Consider the following 15963-nt stretch of genomic DNA (forward strand, 5'->3'; position numbering starts at 1 on the left):
CTCCGGCGGGGGCCGTTCGGGTGTCAGTTGTCGCGGGCCACGAAGGTGCGTGCCGCCTTGTCGTGCCAGCACTGCCGCCACGGCCGGTCGAACAGGCACCACGCCAGCCCGAGGAAGCCGATCACGAGCGCGTCCAGCACCGTGTGGGTGAGCCAGCGGAGCAGCGCCTGCCCGAAGCCCGGCTCGTACCGGCTCTCGAGGTCCACCACGCGCATACCGAGCAGCTTCTTGCCCAGGGTGCGGCCCCACTTGGCGGTGGGCAGCACCTCGTACAGCAGTCCGGTGACGAGCGCGACGGCGGCGAGGATGCCCAGTTGCACGCCCGTCGTGCCGTCGATCAGCCAGACCGTCACCTCCTCGCCGGTCAGCCGCGCGGCGTCCACCTTGTCGCGCAGGTGCTCGTACGCCGCCGTGCCCAGCGGCAGAGCGGCGGCCGCGACGACGGCGCCCATCACCACGCTGTCGATCAGCCGGGCCACCAGGCGCCTCCCCGGCGACGCGGGGCGCGCCTGCCGCCGCGCGGGGGCCGACGGGTCGTCGGCCGCAGGCCGCCATGACGCGGGGGCGGCGGCCTCCCCGCCCTGCGGCGGGACCTGACGGGCCAGGTCGTGCACCTGCTGCGCCCACGGGACGGGAGCGGGCTGCTGCCCCGGCACGGCGCTCTCGGTCGGCGCGGACGCCGTGGTCCCGGCCGCGCCCGCGGCGGCCGCACGGGCGGCCGCGGGAGCCGGGGCCGGGGCCGGGGCCGGCGAAGGAGCGGGGGCAGGGGCGGGGGCGGCGGTCCGCAGGGGGGCCGGCGCGGGGGCCGGGGCCCGGTCGGGCGTGACGGGCTGCTCCGCACGCTCGGGCGTGCCCCACGACACGCGGGGCGCGGGGTCCTGCCGGGCCGGGTCGGCGGCCCACGCCCGCTCCGGGGCGGGTTCCGGACGGGACTCCTGCCGCGGCTGCTCCGCGGGGCGCGGCTGCGGCTGCGCCTGCAGTCCGGTGAAGGTGCCGGTGCCGGGTCCGCGTTCGGCCCTCGGCGCCCGCGGGTCCTCGTCCAGGAACATCGGCCCGGACTCCTCCAGCGCGGGGGTCCAGGGCGTCGTCGCCGCCGTCGGGGTCTGCGGCACCGGGGGCGCGGGCGGCGGTGCCAGCGCGGGGCCGGCCGCTGCCACGGCCGCACCGGACGGCGGCGCGAGGTCCTCCCCGGGCTGCGGGGCGGGGCGGCTCGTTCCTGGCACCCAGGAGGACCCGTTCCAGTACCGGATGTAGCCCGGGATGGACGGGTCCGGGTAGTACCCGGGACCGGGCAGACTCCCGCCGCTGCTACCGGAGGTCATCCGAGACAACTCCCCTCATGACCGACACGCTCGGACCAGCCCGCCGTCCCCGGCGTGCAAGGGACGACACTAACGAAGAACGCGGCGGGCGGACGAAAGAAACGATCCTTGGGCGAGGATCGGTATTCCGGGGCAAAACCCGTCGACCGAACCGATACGCTTCCGAACTGACACCGCCTCGGACGGACGGGGACGTGCGCGCCGCGGAGCCGTGGGCGCGGCGGGGGCGGGAACGGGAGGGCCGTCGTACGGCCGGACGCACCCAAGACGGGGCGGACGGCGACGTTCCGTGTGTACCGCATCCATCTCGCGTGTGCCGGGCCTTCGGGAAAAGTCCTCCCGATCGCCGGAACCCGCGTAATGGTGAAGGCCGTATGCGCTCTCTCCCGGTGCGGGCCCCGCGCAGCACCCGCCGCGCAGCACCGCCAGGGGCCTTCGCGCCGAGGAAAGGACGACGAGATGCACACCGTGGTCGAACGGGAACTGGAGATGCACCTGGTGCTGTCGCCCGAGCGCAGCATCGCCGTCCCGGCCAAGCTGTCCTACCGGGCGGAGGATCCCTTCGCCGTGCACATCACCTTCCACATCGGCTCCGACTGCCCCGTCAACTGGACCTTCGCCCGGGAGCTGCTGGTCGAGGGGGTGTTCCGGCCGAGCGGGCACGGTGACGTACGGATCTGGCCGACCAAGACGGACGGGCGGAGCGTGATCTGCATGGCGCTCAGCTCGCCGGACGGCACCGCCCTGCTGGAGGCGTCCTCGCACCCGGTGGCGGCGTGGCTGGAGCGCACGCTGCGGGCGGTGCCGCCGGGGACGGAGCTGGACCACCTGGCCATGGACGAGCGGCTGGACGAGCTGCTGGCCCCGGCCGCCGGCGAGGGCGCGCGCGACGAGCGCCGCACGCCCGACCCCTGGCACGGCGCCGACGAGCCGCCGGACGCGTAGGGCGACGGCCCGCGGGCCGGGTGGCCTCAGCCGTGGCCGCAGACGTGGGCTCAGCCGTGGGCTCAGAACACCTTGCCGGGGTTGAGGATGCCGAGCGGGTCGAAGACGGCCTTGACGCCGCGCTGCATCTCCACGCCCACCGGGCCGAGTTCGCGGGCCAGCCACTCCTTCTTCAGGACGCCGACGCCGTGCTCCCCGGTGATCGTGCCGCCGAGCTCCAGGCCGAGCGCCATGATCTCGTCGAAGGACTCGCGGGCCCGGCCGGACTCCTCGGGATCGGCGGCGTCGAAGCACACCACGGGGTGGGTGTTGCCGTCCCCGGCGTGCGCGCACACGCCGATCGTCAGGTCGTGCTTGCGGGCGATCGCCGCGACCCCGTCGAGCATCGCGGCGAGCCTGCCGCGCGGCACGCACACGTCGTCGATCATCGTGGCCGTGGAGACCCGCTCCAGTGCGGGCAGCGCCATCCGCCGTGCCTGCAGCAGCATTTCGGACTCCGCCGCGTCCTCGGCGGGCACCACCTGCGTCGCCCCGGCGGCCGCGCACAGCGCCCCCACCGCGGCGAGGTCGGCGGCCGGGTCGGGGGTGTCGAAGGCGGCGAGCAGCAGTGCCTCGGTCGACTCGGGCAGCCCCATGCTGGTCATGTCGTTGACCGCGCGCACGGTCGTGCCGTCCATCAGCTCCAGCAGCGAGGGCACGTGGCCGCCGGTCATGATGTCGCAGACCGCCGCGCAGGCCGCCTCGGCCGAGGGGAACTCCGCCACCAGCGCCAACTGGGCGGGCGGCGCGGGCTTGAGGGCCAGTACGGCCCGCACGACGACGCCGAGGCTGCCCTCGGAGCCGACGAACAGCCGGGTCAGGTCGTAGCCGGCGACGCCCTTGGCGGTGCGCCGGCCGGTGCGCAGCAGCCGTCCGTCGGCCAGGACGACCTCCAGCCCGAGCACGTACTCGGCGGTGACCCCGTACTTCACGCAGCACAGGCCGCCGGAGCCGGTGCCGATGTTGCCGCCGATGGTGCACTGCTCCCAGCTGGAGGGGTCCGGCGGGTAGTACAGGCCCCGCTCGGCGACGGCACGGGAGAGGGCGGCGTTGACGACGCCCGGCTCGACGACGGCGACCCGGTCGACGGGGTCGATCTCCAGGATGCGGTCCATCCTGGTCAGGGAGAGCACGATGCAGCCGTCGGAGGCGTTGGCGGCGCCCGACAGGCCGGTGCGGGCCCCCTGCGGCACGACGGGCACCCGCAGCGCCGTGGCGGTCCGCATGACGTGCTGGACCTGCTCCACGGTGCGCGGCAGGACGACCACCGCGGGCGCCCCGGCCGGGCAGAAGCTGGCCATGTCGTTGGCGTACGAGGCGGTGACGTCGGGATCGGCGAGGATGGCCCCGTCGGGGAGTCCGGCGCGCAGCCGGTCGATGAGATCGCCCATGCGTCCAGCTTCGCACCGCGCCGCCGCCCGGGGAAGATCACGTCACCGCGCGGCTCACGGCTTTCCGAGTATCCGTACGGATGGTGGCGCGGGCGGGGGCGCGGCGAGGATGACCGCCGTGACGGACACGACGGACCCCGGGGGCACGGCACAGGCGCGGCGGCGCCACGGGCGGAGGATCGTGGTGCGCTGCGTGTGGGCGGTCGTGCTGCTCGCCCCGCCGGTGGTGCTGTGGGTCATGGGCGCGGCGGACGCGGCGCAGCACAAGAGCCCCACGGACTGGGTGGGCAACCACCGCACCAAGGTCGCCCTGGAGAACGCCGCCCTGCTCATCGCGGGCCTGCCGGCCGCCGGGGTGGTGATCGGCGCCCTCGCCCGGGGCGCTGCGGCGGCCGCCGCGCGCGGGGCTGTGGGCCGCGACGGGGGCGGTGCTGGGGGCGCTGGCGCTGTGGGCGTTCGGCGCGTACGCGTTTCTGACGGCCCTGCGCCACTTCACGATCGTCTTCTGACGGCGACCGGCGCCGGCCCGCGCCCTCCCCCGCGGGGGCACGGTCCGGCGCCGGAGTCGGCGGCGGTGGCGATCAGAGGTTGCCGCGGCGCTCCTGCTCGCGCTCGATCGCTTCGAAGAGGGCCTTGAAGTTGCCCTTGCCGAAGCCCATCGAACCGTGCCGCTCGATCATTTCGAAGAAGACGGTCGGGCGATCCTGGACAGGCTTGGTGAAGATCTGCAGCAGGTAGCCGTCTTCGTCCCGGTCTGCCAGGATCTTCAACTCCCGCAGGGTGTCGATCGGGACGCGGGTGTCGCCGACCCACTCGCCGAGGGTGTCGTAGTAGGAGTCGGGCGTGTCGAGGAACTCGACGCCCGCGGCGCGCATGGCGCGGACCGAGGCGACGATGTCGTTGGTGGCGAGGGCGATGTGCTGGACGCCGGGGCCGCCGTAGAACTCCAGGTACTCGTCGATCTGGGACTTCTTCTTGGCGATCGCGGGCTCGTTGATGGGGAACTTGACCTTCAGCGTGCCGTCCGCGACGACCTTGGACATCAGGGCCGAGTACTCGGTGGCGATGTCGTCACCGACGAACTCCTTCATGTTGGTGAAGCCCATGACACGGTTGTAGAAGGTCACCCAGTCGTTCATCTTGCCGAGCTCGACGTTGCCGACGCAGTGGTCGATCGCCTGGAAGAACCGCTTGGCCGGCGGCTCCACGATCGGCTCGGCGGCGACGTAGCCGGGCAGGTACGGGCCCTTGTAGGCGCCGCGCTCGACCAGGGTGTGGCGGGTCTGGCCGTAGGTGGCGATGGCGGCCAGCACCACGGTGCCGTACTCGTCGCCGACCTCGTGGGGCTCCTCCAGGCCGGTGGCGCCGTGGGCGAGGGCGTAGTCGTAGGCGGCGCGGACGTCCGGCACCTCCAGGGCCAGGTCCACGACGCCGTCGCCGTGGGCGGCGACGTGCTCCTCCAGGAAGCGGCCGTGGTCGGTGGTCGCCCTGACGACGGAGGTGAAGACGAAGCGGGCGCTACCGGACTCCAGGACGTAGGACGCGGTCTCGCGGCTGCCGTTCTCCGGTCCGGAGTAGGCCACGCGCTTCATGCCGAACGCGGTCGAGTAGTAGTGGGCGGCCTGCTTGGCGTTGCCCACCGCGAAGACGACCGCGTCCATTCCCTTGACCGGGAACGGGTCCGCGTCGCCGGGGGTGGGGGAAGTGTGATCCAGGGTCTCAGTCATGGCAGCAGCCTCGCCCGGCACCTCAAGGTGCGCAATAGTTCGCAGAACGACTGGGCAACCTGTACAGCAGACTGCGGAAATCGGGCGGCATTCTGTGCACGGTGACCACCGTCACAGGAGGGACTGGGGTGTCATGGGGATCGACCGGCTGGACGGACGGCTGATCAAGCTGCTCGCCGAGGAACCGCGGATCGGCGTGCTGGAGGCCTCGCGGCGCCTGGGAGTGGCGCGCGGGACCGTGCAGGCACGGCTGGACCGCCTTCAGGCCAATGGGGTGATCCGCGGCTTCGGACCGCAGGTCGACCCGGCCGCGCTGGGCTACCCGGTGACGGCGTTCGCCACGCTGGAGATCAAGCAGGGGCAAGGCCCGGACGTGCGGGCGCATTTGGCCGGCGTCCCGGAGGTCCTGGAGCTGCACACCACGACCGGGCAGGGGGACATGCTGTGCCGGCTGGTGGCCCGCTCGAACGCCGATCTCCAACGTGTGATCGACCGGGTTGTGGGCTTTGATGGCATCGTGCGGGCCTCCACGGCGATCGTCATGGAGAACCCGGTCCCGTTGCGGATCATCCCGCTGGTCGAGCAGGCGGCACAGGACGCGGACACGTAGCCGAGCGACGGCAGGGGTGATGCCCGGTGAGCTTCTGGGAGTACCTCGCCAGCCGTCACGAGCAGCTGCTGATCGACGCGTACCAGCAGGCCAGCCTGGTCTTCCAGTGCATGGTGCTGGCGACCGCTATCGGGGTGGCGATCGGGGTCCTGTCCTACCGGCGCGACTGGGCCGCGGCCCTGGCCGTCACCTCCACCGCGACGATCCTCACCATCCCGTCCCTGGCCCTGATCGGCCTGCTGATCCCCTGGCTGGGGCTCGGCGTCCCCCCGACGGTGACGGCGCTGACGCTGTACGGGCTGCTGCCGGTGGTCCGCAACGCGATCGTGGGGCTGCGCGGGGTCGACCCGGCGCTGGTCGACGCGGCCCGCGGCATCGGGATGTCGCGGACGGCCGCCCTGGCGCGGGTCGAGCTGCCGCTGGCGTGGCCGCCGATCCTGACCGGCATCAGGGTGGCGACGCAGATGCTGATGGGCATCGCGGCGATCGCGGCGTACGCCTCCGGGCCGGGGCTCGGCAACGAGATCTTCCGCGGGATCGCCTCCCTGGGCGGCGCCAACGCGCTCAACCAGGTGCTGGCCGGGACGGTCGGCATCGTCGTCCTGGCACTGCTCTTCGACGCCTGCTACGTGCTGCTCGGGCGGCTCACCGTCCCCCGGGGGATCCGTGGCTGAGGCGTCGGGCGCGACCATCGAGCTGGAGCAGCTGACCAAGCGCTACCCGGGCAGCGCGGAACCGGCCGTGGACGGCGTGAGCATGGAGATCGGGGCCGGCGAGACGGTGATCTTCGTCGGGCCCTCCGGGTGCGGGAAGTCCACCACCCTGAAGATGATCAACCGGCTGATCGAGCCGACCTCGGGCCGCATCCGCATCGGCGGCGAGGACGTCACCCACATGGACCCGGTGAAGCTGCGCCGCAAGATCGGCTACGCGATCCAGTCCTCCGGGCTGTTCCCGCACATGACGGTGGCCGAGAACATCGGGCTCGTCCCCCGGATGGTGGGCTGGTCCAGGGCGCGGGTCCGGGACCGCGTCGAGGAGATGCTGGACCTGGTCGGGCTGGACCCGCGGGAGTTCCGGGGCCGCTACCCGCGCCAGCTGTCGGGCGGTCAGCAGCAGCGCGTCGGGGTGGCGCGGGCGCTGGCGGCCGATCCCCCGGTGCTGCTGATGGACGAGCCCTTCGGCGCCGTCGACCCGATCACCCGCGACCACCTCCAGGACGAACTGATCAGGCTGCAGCACGAACTGCACAAGACGATCGTCTTCGTCACCCATGACTTCGACGAGGCGATCAAGCTCGGGGACCGCATCGCGGTGCTGCGGGAGCGCTCGCACATCGCCCAGTTCGACACCCCGGAGGCGATCCTGACCAATCCGGCCGACGACTTCGTCTCCGGGTTCGTGGGCGCCGGGGCCGCCCTGAAGCGGCTCAACCTGACCCGGGTGCGGGACGTGGGCGTCGCCGACTTCCCGACGGTGCGCCTGGACGACCCTCTCCAGTCGATCTTCGACCGGCTGCGCGAGGTGACCACGACCAACGAACTGCTGCTGCTGGACCGCAGGGGCCGCCCCTACAAGTGGCTGCGGCGCGGCGACCTGATGCGCGCCAAGGGCTCGCTCGCCCGCGCCGGGACGCTGGTGGGCGACACGGTGACCCGGGACGCGACCCTGCGGGACGCCCTGGAGGCGGTGCTCACCGACAGCAGCGGACGGGTCGCGGTGACCGGGCGGCGCGGCGAGTTCACCGGGGTGGTGGACATGGAGACGCTGCTCAACTCCGTGCACCAGCTGCTGGAGGAGGACCGGCTGGCGGCCCTGGAGCACCGTCACGAACTGGAGGAGCTGCGCGCCCCGCAGACCCGGGCCGAGCAGGAGGGCGCCGACCACGAACCGGGGACGCGGGCATGAGCCCCGCCACCGGCGCACCGCCGGGCGGGACGGGCGGGACGGGCGGGCCCGCGACGGCTCCCGGGGCCGGGCAGGGCCCGGCCGGTCCGGAGGAACCCGCGGACGGCGAGGGCCTCCGCGACCGGCCCTCCGGGCCCGCCGGTCAGCCGCCGGCCCGGCGGCTGACCTGGCGGAGACTGCTGGTCACCCCGGTCGTGCTGGCCCTCGTCCTGCTGGCCACCTATCTGTGGATCACCGGCATCACCCTCGACTCCATCGCCGAGAACGCCCTCGTCGGCGACACCGTCAGGGTGCGGCTGTGGCAGCACGTCAAGCTGACCGCGATCTCCACCTTCTGGGTGCTGGTCATCGCCGTCCCGCTCGGCATCGCGCTGACCCGGCGGCGGCTGCGCCCGGCCGCCCCGGTGGTCACGGCGATCGCCAACATCGGGCAGGCGACGCCCGCCATCGGGATGCTGGCGCTGCTGGTCATCTGGCTGGGCATCGGGCCGCGCACGGCGCTGATCGGCATGGTGGTCTACGCGGTGCTGCCGGTGCTGTCCAACACCATGGCCGGGCTGCGGGCCATCGACCCCACCCTGATCGAGGCCTCGCGCGGCATCGGGATGTCGGCGGCCGGGACGCTGTCCCGGATCGAACTGCCGCTGGCGGTACCGCTGATCCTGGCCGGCGTGCGCACCGCGCTCGTGCTCAACGTGGGCACCGCCACGCTCGCCACCTTCGTCGGCGGCGGCGGGCTCGGCGACATCATCACCACCGGGATCGTCACCCAGCGCATGCCGGTGCTCGTGCTGGGTTCGGTGCTCACCGTGGTGCTGGCCCTGCTGGTGGACTGGCTGGCGTCGCTGGCCGAGCAGGTGCTGCGGCCGCACGGTCTGGACACGGGCTGATGCGCCGCCCGGCCCTGGCCGCGGGCCTCCTGGTGCTGCTCGCCTGCATCCCGGGCTGCGGGCTCAAGAGCGGCAGCCCGCTCGTCGACGACGTGCGCCCCGGCTCCCTGGGACAGGGTCTCCCGCTGAAGGGCGCCTCGCTGACGGTGACGTCCAAGAGCTTCAGCGAGCAGATCATCCTGGGCTCGATGATCGGCCTGGTCTTCAAGGCGGCCGGCGCCGAGGTGCTGGACCGCACCAACATCCAGGGCTCCATCGGGGCGCGGGAGGCGGTCAAGTCCGGTGCCGCGGACGCCATGTACGAGTACACGGGCACCGCCTGGATCACCTACCTCGGCCACGACGAGCCCATCGCCGACCCCATGGAGCAGTGGCGGGCCGTCCGCGACGCCGACCTGCGCAACGGCATCACCTGGCTGCGGCCGTCCACCCTGGACAACACCTACGCCCTCGCCATCAGCCGGGACAAGAACCGCCCGTACGGGCTGCGGACCCTGTCCGACGTGGCCGCCCTGTCGAGGAGGGACCCCAAAGCCGTCACCCTCTGCGTGGAGAACGAGTTCGCCTCGCGGGACGACGGCCTGCCCGGCATGGAGAAGGCGTACGGCATGGACCTGCCCTCCGGCAACATCCGCAAGATGGACACCGGGATCATCTACACCCAGATCGCCAAGCCCGGTTCCTGCCTGCTCGGCGAGGTCTACACGACCGACGGCCGGATCGCCTCCCTGGACCTGCAGGTCATGGAGGACGACAAACGCTTCTTCCCGAACTACGACGCCGCCCCCGTCGTCAACAGCGAGGCTCTGGAGCGCTGGCCGGCCATCCGCTCCCTGCTCGACCCGCTGTCGGAGAAGCTGACCACCGACATCGGCCGGGAGCTCAACGCGAAGGTGGACGTGGAGGGCGAGGACCCGCACGAGGTCGCCAAGGAGTGGCTGGTGAAGGAGGGCTTCATCAGGGCGGGGTGAGCGCGCGGGGAGAGCGCGTCGGGTGAGCGCGTCGGGCGATGCATGCAAAGAAAGCGTTGCAAAGGAGTCTTTGCAGCCTCTACGGTGGGACCGTGCCAGACGACCCCACCGCCGACGCGACCGACCCCGGCGTCATCAGCCTCGACCCGCGCACCCTGCGCGGCCTCGCGCACCCGCTGCGCATCCGGCTGCTCGCCGCGCTGCGCGAGTACGGCCCCGCCACCGCCTCCGGCCTGGCGGCCCGGCTCGGCGAATCCAGCGGCGCCACCAGCTACCACCTGCGGCAACTGGCGGCGTACGGCTTCGTCGAGGAGGAACCGGACCGCGGCACCGCGCGCGAGCGCTGGTGGAGGGCCGCCCACCGCGGCACGCACTTCGACGCCGGGGGCTTCCTCGGCCACGCCGACCCCGAAGTGCGTGCCGCCATCGGACTGTTCGGGCGCGAGGTCGCCGCGCACCACGCCGCAGAGCTGGAGACCTGGCTCGCCACCGTCGGCGACTGGTCCGCGGAGTGGCGCCGCAGCTTCGACCTCAGCGACTTCGCCCTGCGGCTCACCCCGGCCGGGGCCCGCGCCCTGCGCGACGAACTCCACGCCGTGCTGGAGCGCTACCGCACCTCGGAGGGCGAGCACCCCTCGGACCACGAGGGCGCCGGGGACACCGAGGACGCCGTGCCCGTCCGCGTCCACCTGCACACCTTTCCGCGCACCGCCGACTGACCGCACCGACCACGGGGGACACACATGGAGACCGGAACCGGCATATCCGACGGCACCGAGCGGGCCACCGGGCCCGTGCCGGTACCCGATCCGCGGCCGCTGCGGCTGGTGCTGGCCGCCAACGTCGTGTCGATCAGCGGCAATTCGCTCACCGTGCTCGCCGTCCCGTGGTTCGTGCTGCAGACCACCGGCAGCGCCGCCCGCGCGGGCCTTGCGGCCTTCTGCGCGACCCTGCCGGTCGTCGTCTCCGCGCTCGTCGGGGGGCCGGTCATCGACCGCTTCGGACGGCGCAGGTCCTCGGTCCTGTCGGACGCGGTGTGCGCGGTGGCCGTCGTGGCGATCCCGCTGCTCCACTTCGCGGGCGTGCTGCGCTTCTGGCAACTGTGCGCGCTGATGGCCGTCAGCGGGCTCTTCCACGCCCCCGGCGAGACCGCGCGCGAGGTCCTGCTGCCCGTGCTGGCCGAGCGGGCCGGGACGCCACTGGGGCGCGCCGCGGGCTACTTCGACGGCGCCTCACGCGGTGCCCGGATGCTCGGCGCCTCGGCCGGCGGTGTGCTCATCGCCGTCCTGGGCGCGGAGGCGGTGCTGCTGCTGGACGCCGCGACCTTCGCCGTCTCCGCGCTGCTGATCGCCTTCGGCGTCCGCGGGCTGCCCGGCGCCGAACCCGCCAAGGACGCGGCACCGGTCTCGCTGCGTACGTACCGGGCCGAACTGCGCGAGGGCTACGCCTTCCTGATCCGCTCCCGGCTGCTGCTCGCCATCACCTTGATGGTCATGGTCACCAACGGCCTCGACGCGGGCTGGAGTTCGGTGCTGCTGCCCGTGCACGCCGACCGGGAACTCGGCGGATCCGTCCAACTCGGCCTGCTGTCCGGGCTCTTCGGGGCCGGCGCGCTCACCGGGGCGCTGCTGTACGGCGCGGTGGGCCACCGCCTGCCGCGATGGCCGGTCTACACGGTGTGCTTCCTGCTGTGCGGCGCACCCCGGTTCCTCATCGCCGCATGGGTACCCGGATGGGGTGCCCTGGCGGTGACCATGGTGGCCGGCGGCATCGCGGCCGGGGCGCTCAACCCGATCCTGGCGACGGTGACCTTCGAGAACATCCCGGACGAGCTGCGCACCCGCGCTCTGGGCACCCTGGGCGCCGGGGTGCTGCTCACCACCCCCGTGGGCGGCCTCGCCGCGGGCTACCTGGTGGACGGCATCGGCCTGGCCGGCGCGCTGCTGCTGACCGGCGGGGCGTACTTCCTGGCGACGCTGTGCCCGCTGGTCTTCCCCTCCTGGCGCCACATGGACGCCCGGCGGGGCACATGACCTCGCACTAGCAGCTGGGGACCTTGCCGCCGCTGTCGAGGGCGTCCAGGGCGTCGATCGCGCCGTCCAGGGTGGTGACGGGCACCAGGCGCAGCCCCTTGGGGAGTTCGGCCCTGGCATCGGCGCACTCGGCCTTCGGGACGAGGAAGACGGTCGCGCCGTCACGCCGGGCGGCCTGCTCCTTGAGCGGGACGCCGCCGACCGGGCCGACCTTTCCGCCGGCGGTGATCGTCCCCGTACCGGCGATCCTGCGGCCGCCGGTGAGGTCGCCGCCGCGGCCGTTGCCCTCGATCTTGTCGATGATGCCCAGGCTGAACATCAGCCCCGCGCTGGGCCCGCCGACGTCCGCGAGGTGGAGGGTGACCTTGACGTCCGACGGGGACAGCCGCAGCTGCCGCAGGGCCGCGGCGGTGGCGTCCTGCTGGGACTCGGTCATCTCCGCCTGGTTGTGCCGCTCGATCTCCTTGACGGTGCCGCCGGTCGGGTAGACCGCGTCGCGCGGCATCACGGCCTGGTCCGCGGCGAACCAGGCCTTGAGGACGTCACCGAAGCGGACGGCCGCGTCCGGGTTCGTCGCCGCGATGGTCGTCATCCGCAGCTGCCCCGAGGTGTCGCGGGTCCCGGTCCCGGAGATCGTGATCACCGGCTTGCCCTGGTCGTCGCCGAGGACGTCGGCCGTCAGCCCCGGCACGACGATCGAGATCGGCAGCGGCGCGAACAGGGCCACCGCCAGCAGCGCGGCCACGAGCGCGGCGCAGACGGCGAGGATCCGGTTCCGGGCGGAGACGAAAGGCATGGGGTGAATGTAGTTCACGGCGGCGGCCCGGCGTGCCGGGGCCCGGGGCGCCACGGCCGCTAGCGCAAGGCGTCGGCGACCTCCAGCGCCGCCTCCACGACCCGGGGACCCACCCGTTCGGGTATCGCGTCGGCGAGCATCACCACGCCCACGCTGCCCTCGATGCCCGGCACCCCCACCAGCGGGGCCGCCGCGCCGCTCGCCCCGGCCTCCAGCTCGCCGTGGGTCAGCACGTACCCGGGGCCCTCGGAACACCGTGCATCGGGCTCGTACGGCTGCACGCTGCGCCCGGCGAGGATCGCCCGGCCCGCGGCGCCGCGGTCGAGGGAGTGCCGGAAACCGGTCCGGTAGGCGACGTGGTAGTCGGTCCAGCTCGGCTCGACGACCGCCACGGCCAGCGCCTCGGTGCCGTCGACCAGGGTGAGGTGGGCGGTGGCGCCGATGTCCTCGGCGAGGGAGCGCAGGGCGGGGAGCGCGGCCTCGCGCAGCAGCGGGTGCACCTGGTGCGCCAGCCGCAGCACGCCGAGCCCGACCCGGGCGCGGCCGCCGAGGTCCCGGCGGACCAGGGAGTGCTGCTCCAGCGTGGCCAGGAGGCGGTAGACCACCGTACGGTTGACGCCCAGCTTCACCGCCAGCTCCGTGACGGTCAGTCCGTGGTCGGTGTCGGCCAACAGCTTCAGGACCCGCAGGCCCCGATCGAGCGTCTGAGAGGTCTCCGCGGTCACGACGCCCCCCCTCTCGTGTGAGTGGCGGCTCATCTCTCACGGCGGGAGCACTGCCGGTCCCGCGGCAGAGCGCGGAGAGGCCACCGGTCTGGCGGTACCGGCTGGCGCCCCGAGGCTGCTCTGCCACGGCGCGTTGCGTGACCGGAACGGTAGCGATGCGTACCGCTCAGCGGAAGACTTCGTCCACAATCCGGTCACGTGACCGGGGCAGCGGGGGCGCACGACGTAAATCTTCCGCGGAATCACCTCTCGCACCGCAAGATTCACAGCGCCACTGACGTACCATCAGCACCCGGCGCGGGCACCGCGGATGAGCGGACGGCCGCCGCTCAGCGCATCCGCGTCGCCCACTCCTGGACCTTCTTGATGCGTTCGTTGAGCTGCCCCGCCGTCGCCTCCGCGCTCGGCGGTCCGCCGCACACCCGGCGCAGCTCGTTGTGGATGACGCCGTGCGGCTTGCCGCTCTGGTGGTTGTACGCGGCGACCATCGTGTTCAGCCGCTTCCGCAGCTCCAGCAGCTCCTTGTGCGTGACGATCGGCCGCCGCTCGGCGGGCAGTTCCAGCAGGTCCGCCTCGCTGTCCGGCTTCTTCCGGCTGTGCGCGATCTGCCGGGCCTGCCGCTTCTGCAGCAGCAACTCCACCTGGTCCGGCTCGAGGAGGCCCGGAATGCCCAGGTAGTCCTGCTCCTCCTCGCTGCCCGGGTGCGCCTGCATGCCGAACTCGGCGCCGTCGTACAGCACCCGGTCGAAGACGGCGTCGGACTCCAGCGCCTCGAAGGGCAGCATGTCCTGCTCGCCGGTGTCCTCGTCCTGCTGCTTCTCGGCCTCCTCCAGCTCCTTCTCGGACTCCGCGTACGGGTCCTCCTCGCCCTCCTTCTTGGGCTTGTCGAGGGCGTGGTCCCGCTCCACCTCCATCTCGCCCGCGAATTCCAGCAGCATGGGGATGGTCGGCAGGAAGACGGAGGCCGTCTCGCCGCGGCGGCGGGACCGCACGAAGCGGCCCACCGCCTGTGCGAAGAACAACGGGGTGGAGATCGTCGTCGCGTAGACCCCGACGGCCAGCCGCGGGACGTCCACGCCCTCCGACACCATGCGGACCGCCACCATCCAGCGGTCGTCGCTCGCGCTGAACTCCTCGATCCGCGAGGACGCCCCGGTGTCGTCGGAGAGCACCACGGTCGCCTTGTGCCCGGTGATCTCCCGGATCAGCTTGGCGTACGCGCGGGCCGAGTCCTGGTCGGTGGCGATCACCAGGGCGCCGGCGTCCGGGATGGACTTGCGGACCTCGGTCAGCCGCTGGTCGGCGGCGCGCAGCACGTTCGGGATCCACTCGCCGGTCGGCGCCAGCGCGGTCCGCCAGGCCTGGCCGATCGCGTCCCTGGTCATCGGCTCGCCGAGCCGTGCGGAGATCTCGTCGCCGGCCTTCGTGCGCCAGCGCATGTTGCCGCTGTAGGAGAGGAAGATCACAGGGCGCACGACGTGGTCGGCGAGCGCGTTGCCGTAGCCGTAGGTGTAGTCGGCGGAGGACCGGCGGATGCCGTCGTTGCCCTCCTCGTACGTCACGAACGGGATCGGGTTCGTGTCCGACCTGAACGGCGTCCCGGTCAGCGCCAGCCGCCTGGCCGCCGGCTCGAACGCCTCCAGGCACGCCTCGCCCCAGGACCGGCTGTCGCCCGCGTGGTGGATCTCGTCCAGGATCACCAGCGTCTTGCGCTGCTCGCAGCGGTTGCGGTGCAGCATCGGCCGCACGCCGACGCCCGCGTAGGTCACCGCGACCCCGTGGTACTCCTTGCCGACCGGCCCCGCGCTGTACTCCGGGTCCAGCTTGATGCCTATCCGGGCCGCCGCCTCCGCCCACTGCTTCTTCAGGTGCTCGGTGGGGGCGACGACGGTGATCTGCTGCACGAGGTGGTTGTGGAGCAGGTACGAGGCCAGGGTGAGCGCGAACGTCGTCTTGCCTGCGCCGGGCGTCGCGACGGCCAGGAAGTCACGCGGCTGCGTCGCGACGTAACGGTCCAGGGCACCCTGCTGCCAGGCGCGCAGCTTGCCGGCCGTGCCCCAGGGGGCGCGGCCGGGGAAGGCGGGCGACAGGTGGTGCGAGTGCGAGTTGCTTGCGCTGTGCGGGGCGGTGGTAGTCACGGTCTCCGGTGACGGGTCGGGTACGACAACCGTCACAGCCTACTGGCGCGCGGCGCGGGCTCGTGTGCGGCACGTTCTGTGGGGGCCGGTTGTCGTGTGCGGCGCCGCGTTTGTTGCTGTTGCGGTTTCTCCCCCACCCTCCCGCCCGATTGCCCGGCGCGGTCAGTGCGGGCCTGCGCTCTGTTGGCGTGGGGTCGGTGCCGCGCCGGCGCACGTCCTCAGCGCTCGCGGTTTACCCCCGCGTCGTTCGGCACCCGGGTCCGCCGCTCGTCGCTTCCGGGCGCACCCCGCCACACCCCCTCCCGATGTCGCGGCGCACGACGGCCGGTGGGGGGTCAGTAGGCACTTGCGGCCACCCCGGACCGCTCTCTGAACCCGTCCGGCCGTCAGCCGCCCATACGACTGGAGGGGGTGTGGCGGGGTGCCCCCATGGGGGTCCCCCCGGCCGAAGGCTGGGGGAGGGCGGAA

The 15963-nt window shown here is 73.0% G+C and carries 15 protein-coding genes; 8 read left to right on the top strand and 7 right to left on the bottom strand.

The features are described 5' to 3' along the window. Nucleotides 1–23: 23 nt before the first annotated feature. Nucleotides 24–1322: an RDD family protein gene (locus ACFV3E_RS16250; RefSeq protein ID WP_500535255.1), complete on the bottom strand. Its 1299-nt coding sequence runs from the start codon at nucleotides 1320–1322 to the stop codon at nucleotides 24–26. Between the two features lie 459 nt (nucleotides 1323–1781). Between ACFV3E_RS16250 and ACFV3E_RS16255 the strand changes: the two genes are divergently transcribed. Continuing rightward, complete coding sequence (locus tag ACFV3E_RS16255) at nucleotides 1782–2267, top strand: SsgA family sporulation/cell division regulator (protein WP_500330046.1); 486 nt, start codon at nucleotides 1782–1784, stop codon at nucleotides 2265–2267. 62 nt (nucleotides 2268–2329) lie between these two features. On the opposite strand, the gene ACFV3E_RS16260 is transcribed toward ACFV3E_RS16255, so the two are convergent. The 3 genes from ACFV3E_RS16260 to hppD all read right to left on the bottom strand — a co-directional run bounded on the left by ACFV3E_RS16260 (nucleotide 2330) and on the right by hppD (nucleotide 5424). Beyond that, nucleotides 2330–3697 (bottom strand): FAD-binding oxidoreductase, encoded by a 1368-nt coding sequence (locus ACFV3E_RS16260; RefSeq protein WP_499512094.1) that lies wholly within the window; start codon nucleotides 3695–3697, stop codon nucleotides 2330–2332. Nucleotides 3698–3751: 54 nt separating this feature from the next. Beyond that, complete coding sequence (locus tag ACFV3E_RS16265; RefSeq protein WP_500535256.1) at nucleotides 3752–3937, bottom strand: hypothetical protein; 186 nt, start codon at nucleotides 3935–3937, stop codon at nucleotides 3752–3754. A gap of 341 nt (nucleotides 3938–4278) precedes the next feature. Continuing rightward, nucleotides 4279–5424 carry a 4-hydroxyphenylpyruvate dioxygenase gene (gene hppD, locus ACFV3E_RS16270; RefSeq protein WP_500535257.1) on the bottom strand — a complete coding sequence of 382 codons (1146 nt, stop codon included), beginning with the start codon at nucleotides 5422–5424 and terminating at the stop codon, nucleotides 4279–4281. A 133-nt stretch (nucleotides 5425–5557) separates the two neighbouring features. On the opposite strand from hppD, the gene ACFV3E_RS16275 reads away from it, so the two are divergent. The 7 genes from ACFV3E_RS16275 (at nucleotide 5558) to ACFV3E_RS16305 (ending at nucleotide 11836) form a co-directional block, all read left to right on the top strand. After that, entirely contained in the window at nucleotides 5558–6034 is a 477-nt protein-coding gene (locus ACFV3E_RS16275; RefSeq protein ID WP_499512096.1) for an Lrp/AsnC family transcriptional regulator, read from the top strand. A 26-nt stretch (nucleotides 6035–6060) separates the two neighbouring features. Next, a complete protein-coding gene (locus ACFV3E_RS16280) occupies nucleotides 6061–6708 on the top strand; it encodes an ABC transporter permease (protein WP_499512097.1) in 648 nt (215 codons plus the stop codon). Further along, nucleotides 6701–7942, top strand: coding sequence for a betaine/proline/choline family ABC transporter ATP-binding protein (locus ACFV3E_RS16285; RefSeq protein ID WP_500535258.1), 1242 nt, complete (start codon nucleotides 6701–6703; stop codon nucleotides 7940–7942). Before ACFV3E_RS16280 ends, ACFV3E_RS16285 begins: the two co-directional genes overlap by 8 nt. Beyond that, entirely contained in the window at nucleotides 7939–8832 is an 894-nt protein-coding gene (locus ACFV3E_RS16290; RefSeq protein WP_500535259.1) for an ABC transporter permease, read from the top strand. Before ACFV3E_RS16285 ends, ACFV3E_RS16290 begins: the two co-directional genes overlap by 4 nt. Next, the gene (locus ACFV3E_RS16295; RefSeq protein ID WP_500535260.1) at nucleotides 8832–9803 is read left to right on the top strand and encodes a glycine betaine ABC transporter substrate-binding protein; all 972 of its coding nucleotides are present in this window, start codon (nucleotides 8832–8834) and stop codon (nucleotides 9801–9803) included. Before ACFV3E_RS16290 ends, ACFV3E_RS16295 begins: the two co-directional genes overlap by 1 nt. Before the next feature lie 92 nt (nucleotides 9804–9895). Continuing rightward, nucleotides 9896–10522: an ArsR/SmtB family transcription factor gene (locus tag ACFV3E_RS16300; protein ID WP_500535261.1), complete on the top strand. Its 627-nt coding sequence runs from the start codon at nucleotides 9896–9898 to the stop codon at nucleotides 10520–10522. A 24-nt stretch (nucleotides 10523–10546) separates the two neighbouring features. Then, a complete protein-coding gene (locus tag ACFV3E_RS16305; protein WP_500535262.1) occupies nucleotides 10547–11836 on the top strand; it encodes an MFS transporter in 1290 nt (429 codons plus the stop codon). A gap of 7 nt (nucleotides 11837–11843) precedes the next feature. Here ACFV3E_RS16305 and ACFV3E_RS16310 read toward each other — a convergent pair whose 3' ends face one another. From ACFV3E_RS16310 to ACFV3E_RS16320, 3 genes are all read right to left on the bottom strand, one after another. After that, nucleotides 11844–12632: a S16 family serine protease gene (locus tag ACFV3E_RS16310; protein ID WP_500535263.1), complete on the bottom strand. Its 789-nt coding sequence runs from the start codon at nucleotides 12630–12632 to the stop codon at nucleotides 11844–11846. A 59-nt stretch (nucleotides 12633–12691) separates the two neighbouring features. Continuing rightward, entirely contained in the window at nucleotides 12692–13357 is a 666-nt protein-coding gene (locus tag ACFV3E_RS16315) for an IclR family transcriptional regulator (RefSeq protein ID WP_500535264.1), read from the bottom strand. 329 nt (nucleotides 13358–13686) lie between these two features. Then, complete coding sequence (locus ACFV3E_RS16320) at nucleotides 13687–15495, bottom strand: DEAD/DEAH box helicase (protein WP_500535265.1); 1809 nt, start codon at nucleotides 15493–15495, stop codon at nucleotides 13687–13689. Nucleotides 15496–15963 lie beyond the last annotated feature (468 nt).

The organism is Streptomyces sp. NPDC059718, assembly GCF_042733315.1.
Taxonomy (GTDB): domain Bacteria; phylum Actinomycetota; class Actinomycetes; order Streptomycetales; family Streptomycetaceae; genus Actinacidiphila.

Coding starts and splice junctions, on each gene's coding strand:
- ACFV3E_RS16250 (WP_500535255.1), bottom strand. CDS start 1,322: ATGACCTCCGGTAGCAGCGGCGGGAGTCTGCCCGGTCCCGGGTACTAC.
- ACFV3E_RS16275 (WP_499512096.1), top strand. CDS start 5,558: ATGGGGATCGACCGGCTGGACGGACGGCTGATCAAGCTGCTCGCCGAG.
- ACFV3E_RS16305 (WP_500535262.1), top strand. CDS start 10,547: ATGGAGACCGGAACCGGCATATCCGACGGCACCGAGCGGGCCACCGGG.
- ACFV3E_RS16260 (WP_499512094.1), bottom strand. CDS start 3,697: ATGGGCGATCTCATCGACCGGCTGCGCGCCGGACTCCCCGACGGGGCC.
- ACFV3E_RS16265 (WP_500535256.1), bottom strand. CDS start 3,937: ATGACCCACAGCACCACCGGCGGGGCGAGCAGCACGACCGCCCACACG.
- ACFV3E_RS16255 (WP_500330046.1), top strand. CDS start 1,782: ATGCACACCGTGGTCGAACGGGAACTGGAGATGCACCTGGTGCTGTCG.
- ACFV3E_RS16310 (WP_500535263.1), bottom strand. CDS start 12,632: ATGCCTTTCGTCTCCGCCCGGAACCGGATCCTCGCCGTCTGCGCCGCG.
- hppD (WP_500535257.1), bottom strand. CDS start 5,424: ATGACTGAGACCCTGGATCACACTTCCCCCACCCCCGGCGACGCGGAC.
- ACFV3E_RS16295 (WP_500535260.1), top strand. CDS start 8,832: ATGCGCCGCCCGGCCCTGGCCGCGGGCCTCCTGGTGCTGCTCGCCTGC.
- ACFV3E_RS16290 (WP_500535259.1), top strand. CDS start 7,939: ATGAGCCCCGCCACCGGCGCACCGCCGGGCGGGACGGGCGGGACGGGC.